This window comes from Curtobacterium flaccumfaciens (assembly GCF_051548005.1).
Lineage (GTDB): Bacteria > Actinomycetota > Actinomycetes > Actinomycetales > Microbacteriaceae > Curtobacterium.
Genome location: NZ_JBPUGH010000023.1, coordinates 15,301 through 30,016, shown reverse-complemented (window position 1 = coordinate 30,016; position 14,716 = coordinate 15,301). Strand labels below are relative to the sequence as shown.

The following is a 14,716-nucleotide window of genomic DNA, read 5'->3' as shown; positions in this document are numbered from 1 at the left end:
AGGGGGTCGCGTCTAGTACGTCGACGCGATGAGGTTCTCGGGGACGTCGCGAGCGGCGTCCGGGTCCACGAAGAACACGGTGCGCTTGCGGCCCTGCACGCCACCCACGGGGACCTCGTCCACCGCGGCGCCGGCCAGGGCGAGACCGAGCACGGACGCCTTCTCGGCGCCGGACAGGATGACCCACACCCGCTGCGACGCGTTGATGACCGGGAAGGTCAGCGTGAGGCGCTGCGGCGGCGGCTTGGGGGAGTCGTCGACGGGGAGCACGGCGCGGTCGGTGACGGCGAGCTGCGGGAACTCGGGGAACAGCGACGCGGTGTGACCGTCGGGGCCGACACCGAGCAGCGTGATGTCGAACCGGGGAGCGACGGCACCCTCGGGAGCGGCGTCCTGGAGTTGACGCTCGTACTCGAGCGCGGCGTCCTCGATCGAGAGCCCGGCGTCCGAGGTCGCGATCCGGTGGATGTTCGCCTCGGGGATGTCGACGTGGTCGAAGAAGTCGGCCTTGGTGCCGGTGTCGTTGCGGTCGGCGTCACCCGCGGGCACCCAGCGCTCGTCGACCCACCACACGTGCACCTTCGACCAGTCGACGCTCTCGCGAGCCTGCGACTGCCCGATCGCCGCGAGGACGAGCGTGGACACGGAACCGCCGCTGATGGCGATGTCCGCGCGCTCCTGCTCGTCGAGCACGTCGATGATCTTGGTGATGAAGCGTGCGGCGACCGACGCGCCGAGGGCCTGCTTGTCGGGGTGTACGAGCACCCGTCGTTCGTTGGTCACGTGACTCCCGTGTTCGAGGTCGGCAGGCCGGCGTGCGGACCGCCTTCGGTCCGACCGGTCCGCCCGCGGGTGCGGACGGACCGGTCGATCGGGGTGTTCAGCCTGCGATGGACTCGCGCAGCTGGGGCACCCCGTGCTTGACGACGTCTCCGAAGAGGACGTCCGGGTCGAGTCTACGGAGTTCCTCGGCCAGGCAGTCGCGCAGGTTGCGGCGCGGCAGCGAGAGGTCGTGCGTCGGCTGTCCGGGCATGGACAGCGTCGCGACGTCGACCAGGGAACGCTCGAGCTCGATGGCCCCGGTCTCGCGGACGAGCTTGACCCCGTGGATGCCGCTCGACCCCGTCGCACGCGGCGACGTGACGACGGAGACCGGCACCTCGAGCCGCAACTGCAGCCAGGCCGCGAGGAGGATCGTCGACGGGCTGTCGAACGCACCGGAGACCTCGACCGCGGTGACCGGCTCGTACGGCGGCTGGTCGAGCGCCGCGGCGAGCTGGTTGCGCCAGAGGGTCAGGCGGGTCCACGCGAAGTCGGTGTCGCCGGGCACGTAGGACTCGCCGAGTGCCGCGATGGCCTCGTTCGGGTCCTTCTGCGCCGCGGCGTCCGTGATCCGGCGCTGGGCGATGCGACCCAGGGCGGACTCGGACGGCTGCGACGGCGCGGCGTCGGGCCACCACGCGACGACGGGCGCGTCGGGGAGCAGGAGACCCGTGACCAGGCTCTCCTCGTCGGTCGCCGTCTCGCCGTAGGCGCGGAGCACGATGACCTCACTCGCACCCGCGTCGCTGCCGACGCGGATCTGCGCGTCGAGCCGGCCGGGGGACTTCGTGTCACCCTCGTTCTTCGACACGATGATGACGCGCATCGGGTGCTCGCGGGACGCCTCGTTCGCCGCGTTGATCGCCTCTTCCTCGTGTCCGAGGGCGGTCGAGATGATCAGCGTGAGGACACGGCCGAGTGCGACCGCACCGCCCTCCTCGCGGATGTGGACGAGCTTCTTCTGGATCTTCGAGACCGTGGTGTTCGGCATGTCGATCTTCATGGACGCCTCCAGGTCCGGCCGTCGCGGGCGAGCAGGGCGTCGGCGGACGCCGGACCCCACGTGCCGGGACGGTACTGCTCGGGCTGGCCCTGCTGCCGCCAGAACTCCTCGATCGGGTCGAGGATCTTCCAGGACAGCTCCACCTCTTGGTGGCGGGGGAACAGGGGCGGGTCGCCGAGGAGCACGTCGAGGATGAGTCGCTCGTACGCCTCCGGCGAGGCCTCGGTGAACGCGTGGCCGTAGCCGAAGTCCATTGTCACGTCACGCACCTGGGTGCCGACGCCGGGGACCTTCGAGCCGAAGCGGAGCGTGACGCCCTCGTCCGGCTGCACGCGGATGACGAGCGCGTTCTGGCCGAGGGGCGACTGCGGGATGCCGAAGACGTCCTCGGGGACGCGTTTGAACACGATCGCGATCTCGGTGACACGGCGGCCGAGTCGCTTGCCGGCGCGCAGGTAGAACGGGACGCCCTGCCAGCGACGGGTCGCGATGTCGAGCTTGATGGCGGCGTAGGTCTCGGTCGTGGACTCGGGGTTCATGCCCGCTTCCTCGAGGAACCCGAGCACCTTCTCGCCGCCCTGCCACCCGCCGGCGTACTGCCCGCGGGCCGTCGCCGTGGCGAGGTCCTCCGGCAGCCGTACCGCGGAGAGCACCTTCTCCTTCTCGGCGCGGAGGTCCGAGGCCTTGAACGAGACGGGCTCCTCCATCGCGGTGAGGGCGAGGAGCTGCAGCAGGTGGTTCTGGATGACGTCGCGGGCCGCGCCGATGCCGTCGTAGTACGCGGCACGTCCGGCGACACCGATGTCCTCGGCCATCGTGATCTGCACGTGGTCGACGTAGTTCGAGTTCCAGATGGGTTCGTACATCTGGTTCGCGAAGCGGAGCGTCAGCAGGTTCTGGACGGTCTCCTTGCCGAGGTAGTGGTCGATGCGGAACACGTCGTCCGGAGCGAACACGCTCTCGACGATGGCGTTCAGCTCGCGTGCGGTGCGGAGGTCCGAACCGAACGGCTTCTCGACGACGACGCGGCTCCAGGAGCCGTCGCGCTTCTCGGTGAGGCCGGAGACCTTGAGCTGCTCGGTCACGACCGGGAACATCTTCGGCGGGATCGAGAGGTAGAAGGCGTGGTTCCCGAGCGTGCCGCGCTGGGCGTCGAGCTCGTCGACGGTGCGCTTGAGCTCGAGGAAGGCCTCGGGGTCGTCGAACGAGCCCTGCACGAAGCGGATGCCCTGTTCGAGCTGCTTCCACACGGCTTCGTCGAAGGGGGTGCGGGAGTGGTCCCGGACCGCGTCGTGCACGAGCTGGGAGAAGTCCTGGTCCTCCCAGTCGCGCCGGGCGAACCCGACGAGCGCGAACCCGGGCGGCAGCAGCCCCCGGTTCGCGAGGTCGTAGACCGCGGGCATCAGCTTCTTGCGCGACAGGTCACCCGTCACGCCGAAGATGATGAGGGTGCTGGGTCCCGCGATCCGGTTCAGACGTCGGTCGGTCGGCAACCGGAGCGGGTTGTGCTCCGGGGTGATCGCCACCGGTGACATGAGTCGGTGAACTCCTTACGAGTCAGAGGGTGACGGCGGCGCGCACGGCTGCGGTGGCAGCGGCGACGTCCGTCGTCGTGAGGGTCAGGACCGGCCGGCCGTGCTGCGCGAGCACGCTCGCGTCGCCGGCGGCCTGGGCCTGGATGAGTCGGCCGAACGTGAACGAGCGCCCCGGGATCGGAAGATCCGCCGCCTCGTCGGCCACGATCTGCAGGAAGACGCCGCTCGCGGGTCCGCCCTTGTGGTACTGACCGGTCGAGTGCAGGAAGCGGGGCCCGTACCCGAGGGTGACCGGGCGGCCGCTGCGCGCCGCGAGGGCGTCGCGGAGCGACCAGAGGCCGCCGTTCGCGGTGCGGTCCACGTAGGCCTGCACGGCCAGGTAGCCGGCCGCGTCGAGTTCGGCCAGGAGGCTCGTCACGGCTTCCGCGATCGTCGTCCCGACCGACAGACCCGCCGTCGCGCGGACGTCGGTTCCGCCTTCGGTGAAGGCGGGCTCGGTGGGCGCCGGGCGGTCGTCGAGCAGCGCACGGGTCGCGACCTTGACGGCCTCCACGTCGGGCTGGTCGAACGGGTTGATGCCGATGAGCCGTCCGGCGACGGCGACGGCGTACTCCCACACGAGGAACTGCCCACCGAGGGTGCCGTCGATCTCGACCTCACCCTCGGCGACGTGGCGTTCGTCCTCGCGGGATCCCACGATGCGGATGACCTGCAGGTCGGTCAGACCCGCGGCCAGCTCGGGGGAGTCGGGCCCGAGGACGACGGGGAGGAGCCCCTTGCCGTCCTTCCCCGTGCTCTCCGCGAGGAGTTGCTCGACCCAGTCGCCGAAACCGACGATGTGCGTGCCGTCGGGCACGATGCCGATCTTCGCGACGCCCGGGTCGAGGGTGGCCAGCGCGGCGCCGAGGACCAGGCCCGGGTTCTCGTCGGTGTCCACGGCGAGGAGCACCGAGACGGCGTCCGCCTCGTCGAGGAGTTCGGCGATGTCGGCTCCGGCGAGTCCGGACGGCACGAGGCCGAACGCGGTCAGCGCCGAGAACCGTCCGCCGACGTTCGGATCCGCGGTGAACACGCGGTAGCCGGCGTCGTGTGCGAGCTGCTCGAGCGAGGAGCCCGGGTCGGTGACGACGACGATCCGTGACGCGGGATCGATCCCCGCGTCACGGAACGCCCGCTCGTACACACGACGCTGCGAGTCCGTCTCCAGGGTGGAGCCGGACTTCGACGAGACCACGAGCACGGTGCGCTCGAGGTCGTGTCCCACCGCCGCCCGGACCTGCGCCGGGTCGGTCGAGTCGAGCACCGTCAGCGGGACGCCGTACGTCCGAGTGATCACCTCGGGCGCGAGCGAGGAGCCGCCCATGCCGGCGAGGACGACGTGGTCGACCCCGTCGGCGGCGAGCTGCTCGCGCAGCGCCGTGATCTCCGCGACGAGTGGACGCGAGACCGCGACGGCCTCCGTCCACCCGAGACGCTTCGACGCCTCCGGCTCGGCGGCAGGTCCCCAGAGTTCGGGGTCCTGCGCCGTGATGCCCGACGCCACCAGTTCGGCGACGAGCTGCGGGACCACCGTGTCGATGGCCCGTGCAGCTGCGCCGCTGGCGGCGATGGAGACGGTCACGCTACTTCGCGCCCTCGAGGGCCGTCTTCACGGTGTCGACGAGCTCGCCCCAGGAGACGTTGAACTTGTCCACGCCCTCCTTCTCGAGCAGCGCGACGACCTCGTCGTAGCTGATGCCCTGCGCCGCGATCTGGTCGAGGACCTCCTGCGCGGCGTCGTACGACCCGGCGATGGCGTCGCCGTGGATCTCGGCGTGGTCGAACGTCGCGTCGAGCGTCTTGCCCGGCATCGTGTTGACGGTGTTCGGCGCGGCGAGCTCGGTCACGTAGAGCGTGTCGGGCAGCGACGGGTCCTTGACACCGGTGGAGGCCCAGAGCGGACGCTGCGTGTTCGCACCCGACTCGAGCAGGCCGAGGGCGCGCTCGGTCGCGAACGCCTCGGTCCAGACCTGGTAGGCGAGCTGCGCGTTGGCGATGCCGGCCTTCGACTTGAGGGCCTTCGCCTCGTCGGTGCCGACGGCGTCGAGACGCTTGTCGATCTCGGAGTCGACGCGCGACACGAAGAACGAGGCGACCGAGTGGATCTTCGAGAGGTCGTGGCCGGCGGCCTTGGCCTTCTCGAGCCCACCGAGGTAGGCGTCGATGACGGCGCGGTAGCGCTCGAGCGAGAAGATCAGGGTGACGTTCACCGAGATGCCGGCACCGATGACCTCGGTGATGGCCTCGAGGCCCTCGACGGTCGCGGGGATCTTGATGAGGACGTTCTCGCGACCGACCTTGTCGAACAGGAACTTCGCCTGCTCGATGGTCTTCTGGGTCTCGTGCGCGAGGCCCGGCTCGACCTCGATCGAGACGCGGCCGTCGAAGCCCTTGGTCTCGTCATAGATCGGCTTGAACACGTCGGAGGCGTTCGCGACGTCCTGCGTGGTGATCTCGAAGATCGCGCTGGTGACGTCGGTGCCCGCGGCGGCGAGCTCCTTGACCTGCGCGTCGTAGCGCTCGCCCTTGGCGAGGGCCGACGCGAAGATCGTCGGGTTCGTGGTGACGCCGACGACGTTCTTCTCGGCGATGAGCTGCTCGAGCTTGCCGGTCTCGAGGAGCTCGCGCGAGAGGTCGTCGAGCCAGATGCTGACGCCGACCTCGGAGAGGGCGGCGGTGGGGGTGGTCTCAGCCATGTGTGTGTCTTCTTCCTTCATCGGCCGTCTGGCCGTGGTCTGTGGGCCGGGAGGCGTGGCGGCGGAGCCGAGCCGCGCCTCCCGGCAGAAGGGCCGGATCCGGGTGACCGGACCCGGCCCCGGTGGGTCAGGACGCTGCGAGCGTTTCCTTCGCGGCGGCGATGACGTGCTCCGTCGTGAAGCCGAACTCCTTGAAGAGCGTCTGGTAGTCGGCCGAGGCACCGAAGTGCTCGATCGAGACGCTGCGGCCCTTGTCGCCGACGATGTCTCGCCAGCTCATGGCGATCCCGGCCTCGACCGACACGCGGGCGGTGACGGCCTTCGGCAGCACCTGCTCGCGGTAGTTCTCCGACTGCTCGAAGAACCACTCGAGGGACGGGGCGCTCACGACGCGGGCGTTGATGCCCTCGCCCTTGAGCTGCTCGCGCGCCTCGACGGCGATCTGGACCTCGGAGCCGGTCGCGATGAGGATCACGTCCGGGGTGCCGTTCGGCGCCTCGGCGAGGATGTACGCACCCTTGCCGACGTTCTTCGCCGACGCGAAGGTCTCGCCGGACGCCTCGCCCTCGCCACGCTCGAAGACGGGGAGGTTCTGGCGGCTCAGCGCGATGCCGGCCGGGCGGTCCTTGTGCTTGAGCATCTCGAGCCACGCGTACGCGACCTCGTTGGCGTCGGCCGGACGGACGACGTCGAGACCCGGGATCGCGCGGAGGGCCGTGAGCTGCTCGATCGGCTGGTGCGTCGGGCCGTCCTCGCCGAGGGCGACGGAGTCGTGCGTCCAGACGTAGATCGCCGGCGCCTTCATGAGCGCGGCGAGACGGACCGCCGGGCGCATGTAGTCGCTGAAGATGAGGAACGTGCCGCCGAACGGACGGGTGTTCCCGTGCAGGACGATGCCGGACAGGATCGAGCCCATCGCGTGCTCGCGGATGCCGAAGTGGAGGACGCGGCCGTACGGGTCGGTGCTCCAGGTCTTCGTCGAGGCCTCGACCGGGCCGAAGGACTTGGCGCCCTCGATCGTGGTGAGGTTCGACTCGGCGAGGTCGGCCGAACCGCCCCAGAACTCGGGCATGAGCGGCGCGATGGCGTTGATGACCTTGCCGGATGCGGCGCGGGTCGAGACGGCCTTCTCGGTCGGGAAGACCGGGAGGGCCTCCTCGAGGCCCTCGGGGAGCTCGCCGGCGTTGATGCGGTCGAGCATCGCCTTCTTCTCCGGGTTGGCCGAGGCCCACGCGTCGAAGGTCTTCTGCCACTCGGCGTGCTCCGCCTGGCCCTTCGCGACGGCGCCGCGGGTGTACTCGAGCACCTCCGGGTCGACGTGGAAGGTCTGCTCGGGGTCGAAGCCGAGGACCTCCTTGAGACCCTTCAGTTCCTCGCCACCGAGGGCGGAGCCGTGGATCTTGCCGGAGTTCTGCTTGGTCGGCGACGGCCAACCGATGATCGTCTTGAGGACGATGAGCGACGGCTTGTTCGTCTCGGCCTTCGCGGCCTCGACGGCGCGGTACAGCTCCTCGACGTCCTCGGAGTACTCGCCGGTCTTCTTCCAGTCGACGTGCTGGACGTGCCAGCCGAGCGCCTCGTAGCGGGCGGCGACGTCCTCGGAGAACGCGATGTCGGTGTCGTCCTCGATCGAGATCTGGTTCGAGTCGTAGAAGACGACCAGGCGGCCGAGCTGCTGGCGTCCGGCGAGGCTCGCGGCCTCGTTCGTGACGCCCTCCTGCATGTCGCCGTCACCGGCGATCACGTAGGTGAAGTGGTCGAAGGGGGACTCGCCGTCGGCGGTCTCCGGGTCGAACAGGCCACGCTCGAAGCGCTGCGCGTAGCCGAAGCCGACGGCGGACGCGAGGCCCTGGCCGAGCGGGCCGGTGGTGATCTCGACGCCGTCGGTGTGGCCGTACTCCGGGTGACCCGGGGTCTTCGAGCCCCACTTGCGGAGGTGCTGGAGGTCCTCGAGCTCGAGGCCGTAGCCGTGCAGGTAGAACTGCACGTACTGCAGGATCGAGGCGTGCCCGGCGGAGAGGATGAAGCGGTCGCGGCCGATCCAGGTGGAGTCGCTGGGGTCGCGACGCATCACCTTCTGGAAGAGCAGGTGGGCGACCGGCGCGAGGCTCATCGCGGTGCCGGGGTGACCGTTGCCGGCGGCCTCGACCGAGTCGGCGGCGAGTACGCGGGCCGTGTCGACGGCCTTCCTGTCGATGGCGTCCCAGGTGAATTCAGCCACTTGGATGTTGACCCTTCTTGAATGCGACATGTGCGAGGGCTCGTGCCATCGCACGGACATGATCGCCATCCCGGGGCCGGGGTTCGGGTCGCCGTCTGGCGGCGGCCGACCGGCTCGTCGTGACCGACGTCTTCGGGGCACGCACTGCGGGAGGGCGACTCCAGCATAGTGACCATGCACTCAGTGAGGGTCCAGGTGACACGTTCTGTTCACCGTGTGCGGACGCCGGGTGCAGCGCTCCAACGCCGACCGTCCGGACGGCCCGGGCGTGTCTGCAGTGTTCGCGCCGTGAACCGGCCCGTCCGCTCGGCAGGGGACGGGCTCGGCCACCCGCCGACCTGCCGGTCCGTCCGTCTGCCGACCTGCCGGCTCGTCCGTCCGTCGAGGTCGGTCGGTCCGGATGGCGGGGCGGGCATCGTCGCGGCGCCTCGATGGCCTAAACTGATGGAGGCCCGTGGTCATTCCGGGTCGACGCACGCCCGGACGACGACGGAGCCGTCCACCGAGTGTGCGAGCTGACGCGAACAGACTGAGGTTCCCTTGCCCACTGCCACCGTGACCCGGCCGGACACCGATCGACCCCGATCGACGCTCTCGCGCAAGGTCCGGGCGTACGTCTCGCTGACGAAGCCCCGGGTCATGGAGCTGCTGCTGGTCACCACGGCGCCGACGATGTTCCTCGCCGCCCGCGGGGTCCCGGACCTCTGGCTCGTGTTCTGGACGATGCTGGGCGGCGCGATGTCCGCGGGTTCTGCATCCGCGTTCAACTGCTACATCGACCGTGACATCGACCGGCTGATGAAGCGCACGAGCACGCGACCGCTGGTGACCGGCGAGCTCTCCGACCGTGAGGCCCTGGTGTTCTCGTGGGTGCTCGGCATCGCGTCCACCGGCGTCCTGCTCGCCTTCGTGAACTGGCTCGCCGCGGCGCTGAGCGTCGTCGCGATCCTCATCTACGTCTTCCTCTACACGCTGTGGCTCAAGCGCCGGACCCCGCAGAACATCGTGTGGGGCGGGTCCGCCGGGTGCATGCCCGTGCTCATCGGCTGGGCCGGCGTGACGGGATCGCTGACCTGGACGCCGATCATCCTCTTCATGGTGATCTTCCTCTGGACGCCGCCGCACTACTGGCCGCTCTCGATGAAGTACCGCGACGACTACGACGCCGCCGACGTGCCCATGCTCGCCGTGGTCCGGGGTCGTACGGTCGTCGGGCTCCAGGTCGTGCTGTACGCCTGGGCGACCCTGGTCTGCTCGCTCCTGCTCATCCCGGTCGCGCACATGGGGCCGCTCTACTCGGTGGTCGCCCTCGCCGGCGGCATCTGGTTCGTCGTCGAGTCGCACCGGCTGTACTCGCGGGCGATCCAGCACGTCGAGCAGGTGCAGCCGATGCGCGTGTTCCACAGCTCGATCACGTACCTGACGCTGCTCTTCATCGCGGTGGGCATCGACCCGCTGCTGCCGCAGGTCTTCACCTTCTAGGCGTCGGCGGCGTCGGTCCCGGCGCCGGTGCCGGTGCCGGTGCGCGTCTCGGGGCCGCTGCCGAACGACGGGGTCGCTGTCGCACGACAGCGGCCCCGTCGTTCGTTGCACGCGCGGGATACGCGGCCGCGCAACGGCCGACCCCGCCGTTGTCCTACGACGACGATCGGGTCGTTCCACGACAGCGGCCGGGAGGCGCGGGGCGGGCTGGCACCGTGCCTCCCGTCAGGCGCATGGTCGCGACCGGTGCACGAAACGCGCGCGTTACGACGTCGGACGCGTCGATCACGGGGCGTCTCGTCGAACCGGGCGTGCGTCGCCGGTCGTGGCGGCCTGGAGGCGCGGGGCGGGGTGGCACCGTGCCTCCCGTCCCGCCTGTGGTCGCGACCAGATCTACGGGACGCGCGTTTCGACGTCGCACGCGTCGATCACGGGGCGTCTCGTCGAACCGGGCGTGCGTCGCCGGTCGTGGCGGCCTGGAGGCGCGGGGCGGGGTGGCACCGTGCCTCCCGTCCCGCCTGTGGTCGCGACCAGATCACGGGATGCGCGCGTTTCGACGTCGCACGCGTCGATCCCGCGGTGCGTCGTCGAGGAGGGCGTGCGTGGGACCGCGGAACCAGCTCAGAACGACGAAGCGCGCGTCGATCGACGCGCGCTTCGTCGTACCGAGGACGCTCTCAGGCGTCGAGCGGCTCGCGGACCGCGCCGCGGCCGGCGCTCCTCCGGGTCGAGAGCACCACGGCGGTGGTGGCGGCGACGAGCAGACCGGCGAGCACCATGTGCGTCCCGACCAGGCCGACCGGGAGGCCCGTCCGCGCCTGCGTCAGACCCACCGCGATCTGGACGAACTCGACGATGAGGAGCGCCAGTGCCCAGCGGCTCGAGAGTCGGAGCCGGACCGCGCCGACGACCAGCACGAGGGTCAGGGCGAAGAGGACGTAGGCGGGGACCGCGTGGACGTGCTCCATGACGGCCGGGTCGAACCCGGTGCGGTGCAGGCGTCCGCCGTCGACGGCTTCGTCGGCGCCGGCGTGCGGGCCGCTACCGGTCGTGAGGATGCCCACGAGGACGGTGACCGCGACGGCCGCGACGGTGCCGCGGACGACGTTCGTGTACCACGCGGGGACGAGTCGGACGGCGGTGCGGGGCCCGTTCAGCGCGCGGTACACGAGCGCTGCGGTGACCGAGGTGAGTGCGGCCGAGACCACGAAGTGCAGACCGACGACGAAGGGGTTGAGGTTCGTCCAGACGCTGATGCCGCCGATGACCGCCTGGACCGGGATCGCCGCGCCCTGCGCGAACGCGAGCCAGAACAGTTCGGGACGGGTGCGACGCATCCGCACGACCGCGAGGAACGTGGCGATCGCGACGACGACCAGCACGAAGGTGAGCAGGCGGTTGCCGAACTCGATGATGCCGTGCACGCCCATCTCGGGTGTGGACACGAGGGAGTCGGCGGTGCACTTCGGCCATGTCGGGCAACCGAGGCCTGACGCCGTCAGGCGCACGAGCCCACCGGTGCCGATCAGGACGACCTCGACGACGAACGACGCCCACGCCAGCCAGATCACGCGGGCGTCGACGGTGCGGGGGAGGGACCACCACCGACTGCGGACGTCCAGCTCGACGGGGGATCCGACGCGAGTCACGAGGGTGGTGCCTTCCTGTTGTTCCGTGCACCGAACCTGTAGGATTCGAGGGTTCAGCGGCAGTCAAGTCTAGGCAGGCGCCGGCTCCGAATGGGCCGTGATCGTCACTACGGCCCGCGACCGCGTGGAACCATTGACGTTGCGAGGTAGCAGCACCCTGGTCGCCCGTGTCGGTGGCCCGGGGTGGAATGGCGTCCAGCCGTGCCGGGTTGGTCCTGGTGACGCTGCCGCGAGAAGGAAACGAGGAGACCATGTCCGACGTGCTCATCGACCGTCCCGAGCTCGAAGGGCTCGGCCAATACGAGTTCGGCTGGTCCGACTCCGACTCCGCCGGTGCCTCCGCGCGCCGTGGTCTCTCGGAAGAGGTCGTGGCCGACATCTCGGCGCGCAAGTCCGAGCCGGAGTGGATGACGAAGAACCGTCTCAAGGCGCTCACGCTGTTCGACCGGAAGCCGATGCCCTCGTGGGGCGCCGACCTGTCGGACATCGACTTCGACAACATCAAGTACTTCGTCAAGTCCACCGAGAAGCAGGCCCAGACCTGGGAAGAGCTCCCTGAGGACATCCGCAACACGTACGAGCGCCTGGGCATCCCCGAGGCCGAGCGTCAGCGACTCGTCGCAGGCGTCGCCGCGCAGTACGAATCCGAGGTCGTCTACCACCAGATCCGCGAGGACCTGGAGCAGCAGGGCGTCATCTTCATGGACACCGACACGGCGCTCCGCGAGCACCCGGAGTTCTTCGAGGAGTACTTCGGCTCCGTGATCCCCGCCGGCGACAACAAGTTCGCCGCGCTGAACACGGCCGTGTGGTCCGGCGGCTCGTTCGTCTACGTCCCGAAGGGCGTGCACGTCGAGATCCCGCTGCAGGCCTACTTCCGGATCAACACCGAGAACATGGGGCAGTTCGAGCGGACGCTGATCATCGCGGACGAGGACTCGTACGTCCACTACATCGAGGGCTGCACGGCGCCGATCTACAAGTCGGACTCGTTGCACTCCGCGGTCGTCGAGATCATCGTCAAGAAGAACGCGCGCGTCCGCTACACGACGATCCAGAACTGGTCGAGCAACGTCTACAACCTCGTCACCAAGCGTGCGATCGCGCACGAGGGCGCGACGATGGAGTGGATCGACGGCAACATCGGCTCGAAGGTCACGATGAAGTACCCGTCGATCTACCTCGCCGGCGAGCACGCCAAGGGCGAGACGCTGTCCGTGGCGTTCGCGGGCCCGGGCCAGCACCAGGACGCCGGCGCGAAGATGATCCACATGGCGCCGTACACGACGTCCTCGATCGTCTCGAAGTCGATCGCCCGTGGTGGTGGTCGTGCGGGCTACCGCGGCGAGGTCCGTGTCGACCCGAACGCGCACCACGCGGCCAACACCGTGCGGTGCGACGCGCTGCTCGTGGACACCGTGAGCCGGTCGGACACGTACCCGGCGATCGACATCCGCGTCGACGACGTCCAGCTCGGCCACGAGGCCACCGTCTCCCGCGTCAGCGAAGAGCAGTTGTTCTACCTCATGTCCCGCGGTCTGCCCGAGGACGAGGCGATGGCGATGATCGTCCGCGGCTTCATCGAGCCGATCGCCCGCGAGCTCCCGATGGAGTACGCGCTCGAACTCAACAAGCTCATCGAGATGAGCATGGAAGGATCCGTCGGCTAGATGTCCAGCACCACCGAACAGCCCAGCGCCGCCAGCACCAGCGGCACCGAGCAGCACGGCGCTCGTGCGCACTCCGACGGCGGGTGGGACGCGGCCGAGAAGAAGGTTCCCGTCCAGACCCGTTCGGAGCGATTCCAGTCGGCCGACCTCGACGCGTTCCCGACGGTCACCGGCCGCGAGGTCAACTGGAAGTTCGCGCCGCTCGCGAAGCTCCAGCCGCTCCTCGACGGCGGACTCGACGGCGCGCCGTACCCGTACCTCGCGCGCCAGTCCGAGGGCGCCGATGTCGAGTGGGGTCGCAGCGACGACCCGCGCGTCGGCTCGGCCGGGCTCCCCGAGGACCGCGCGTCCGCTGCCGCCTGGTCGGCGCGTGACGCGGTGCTCGCCGTCACGATCAAGGCGACCGAGCAGCACGAGTTCATCACCATCACGCGCTCCGACTTCGGGTCGCAACCTCGGGCGGCGCACACGGTCGTCACGGCAGAGCCGAACGCGCAGGGCATCGTCGTCATCGACAACCGAGGCTCGGCGCTCCTCAGCGAGAACATCGAGATCGTCGTGCGCGACAACGCGCGGCTCACGGTCGTCAGCCTGCAGGACTGGGACGACGACGCCGTGCACGTCTCGACGCACTTCGCCGAGGTCGGCCGAGACGCCTTCCTGAAGCACGTGGTCGTCTCGCTCGGCGGTGACGTGATCCGGGTGAACCCTTCGACGCACCTCGGCGCCCAGGGTGCCGACACCGAGATGTACGGCGTGTACTTCGCCGACGCCGGCCAGTACATCGAGCAGCAGGTGTACGTGAACCACGACGCGCCGAACACGCGCGGTCGGGTCAACTACAAGGGCGCGCTGCAGGGCGAGGGTGCGCACACCGTCTGGATCGGCGACGTGCTGATCAGCCGCCCGGCCGACGGTACCGACTCGTACGAGCAGAACCGCAACCTCGTCCTCACCGACGGCACCCGGGCGGACAGCATCCCGAACCTCGAGATCGAGACCGGCAACATCGAGGGTGCCGGTCACGCCAGCGCCACCGGTCGGTTCGACGACGAGCAGCTGTTCTACCTCCAGGCCCGCGGCATCCCCGAGGAAGAGGCCCGACGGCTCGTCGTGCTCGGCTTCCTCGTCGAGGTCATCCAGAAGATCGGTGCGCCCGAACTCGAGGAGCGCCTCATCGCGGCGGTCGAGGAGGAGCTGGCGGCTGGCCGATCGGTCATCGCCGAGGCTGACCCGCAGACCGACCCCGAGGCCGCGCAGGCGGACGCCTGATGGCCGAGAAGGTCTGCGCCGAGGGCGACATCGCGGTCGACAGCCCGATGCGTGTCGTGGTCGAGGGCACCGCGGTCGCGATCGTGAAGGACTCCGCCGGCGTCGTGCACGCCATCGGGGACACCTGCACGCACGGCGACATCTCCCTGGCGGAGGGCTTCGTCGAGGGGGACGCACTCGAGTGCTGGGCCCACGGGTCGAAGTTCTCCCTCACCACCGGCAAGCCGCAGAACTTCCCGGCCTACGAACCCGTGCCGGTCTTCCGGGTCGAGGTGCGCGACGGCGACGTCTACGTCGACGTGCACGACACCGTCCCGGTCGACTGAG

At 69.7% G+C, this 14,716-nt stretch carries 11 protein-coding genes; 4 read left to right on the top strand and 7 right to left on the bottom strand.

The features are described 5' to 3' along the window. Positions 1-12 precede the first annotated feature (12 nt). The 6 genes from pgl to tkt all read right to left on the bottom strand — a co-directional run bounded on the left by pgl (position 13) and on the right by tkt (position 8,316). The gene (gene pgl, locus ACSW7Y_RS05115; protein ID WP_438125254.1) at positions 13-783 is read right to left on the bottom strand and encodes a 6-phosphogluconolactonase; all 771 of its coding nucleotides are present in this window, start codon (positions 781-783) and stop codon (positions 13-15) included. Positions 784-880: 97 nt separating this feature from the next. Then, complete coding sequence (locus tag ACSW7Y_RS05110) at positions 881-1,825, bottom strand: glucose-6-phosphate dehydrogenase assembly protein OpcA (protein WP_438125253.1); 945 nt, start codon at positions 1,823-1,825, stop codon at positions 881-883. Next, positions 1,822-3,360 (bottom strand): glucose-6-phosphate dehydrogenase, encoded by a 1,539-nt coding sequence (gene zwf / locus ACSW7Y_RS05105; RefSeq protein WP_438125252.1) that lies wholly within the window; start codon positions 3,358-3,360, stop codon positions 1,822-1,824. The genes ACSW7Y_RS05110 and zwf overlap by 4 nt, the downstream gene beginning before the upstream one ends. Positions 3,361-3,382: 22 nt before the next feature. Next, a complete protein-coding gene (locus tag ACSW7Y_RS05100; protein WP_438125251.1) occupies positions 3,383-4,981 on the bottom strand; it encodes a glucose-6-phosphate isomerase in 1,599 nt (532 codons plus the stop codon). Between the two features lies 1 nt (position 4,982). Further along, a complete protein-coding gene (gene tal / locus ACSW7Y_RS05095) occupies positions 4,983-6,095 on the bottom strand; it encodes a transaldolase (RefSeq protein ID WP_438125250.1) in 1,113 nt (370 codons plus the stop codon). A 127-nt stretch (positions 6,096-6,222) separates the two neighbouring features. After that, positions 6,223-8,316, bottom strand: a complete 2,094-nt coding sequence (gene tkt, locus ACSW7Y_RS05090) for a transketolase (RefSeq protein WP_438125249.1) — start codon at positions 8,314-8,316, stop codon at positions 6,223-6,225. A 555-nt stretch (positions 8,317-8,871) separates the two neighbouring features. On the opposite strand from tkt, the gene ACSW7Y_RS05085 reads away from it, so the two are divergent. Next, positions 8,872-9,798, top strand: a complete 927-nt coding sequence (locus ACSW7Y_RS05085) for a heme o synthase (protein WP_438125255.1) — start codon at positions 8,872-8,874, stop codon at positions 9,796-9,798. Between the two features lie 677 nt (positions 9,799-10,475). On the opposite strand, the gene ACSW7Y_RS05080 is transcribed toward ACSW7Y_RS05085, so the two are convergent. Beyond that, positions 10,476-11,447 (bottom strand): COX15/CtaA family protein, encoded by a 972-nt coding sequence (locus ACSW7Y_RS05080; protein WP_438125248.1) that lies wholly within the window; start codon positions 11,445-11,447, stop codon positions 10,476-10,478. Positions 11,448-11,698: 251 nt separating this feature from the next. Between ACSW7Y_RS05080 and sufB the strand changes: the two genes are divergently transcribed. Genes sufB through ACSW7Y_RS05065 form a run of 3 tightly spaced genes read left to right on the top strand, consistent with a single transcriptional unit; the run spans position 11,699 to position 14,715 of the window. Further along, entirely contained in the window at positions 11,699-13,117 is a 1,419-nt protein-coding gene (sufB, locus tag ACSW7Y_RS05075; protein ID WP_402742240.1) for a Fe-S cluster assembly protein SufB, read from the top strand. Then, positions 13,118-14,389 carry a Fe-S cluster assembly protein SufD gene (gene sufD / locus ACSW7Y_RS05070; RefSeq protein ID WP_438125247.1) on the top strand — a complete coding sequence of 424 codons (1,272 nt, stop codon included), beginning with the start codon at positions 13,118-13,120 and terminating at the stop codon, positions 14,387-14,389. Next, the gene (locus ACSW7Y_RS05065) at positions 14,389-14,715 is read left to right on the top strand and encodes a non-heme iron oxygenase ferredoxin subunit (RefSeq protein ID WP_438125246.1); all 327 of its coding nucleotides are present in this window, start codon (positions 14,389-14,391) and stop codon (positions 14,713-14,715) included. The genes sufD and ACSW7Y_RS05065 overlap by 1 nt, the downstream gene beginning before the upstream one ends. Position 14,716: the final 1 nt, after the last annotated feature.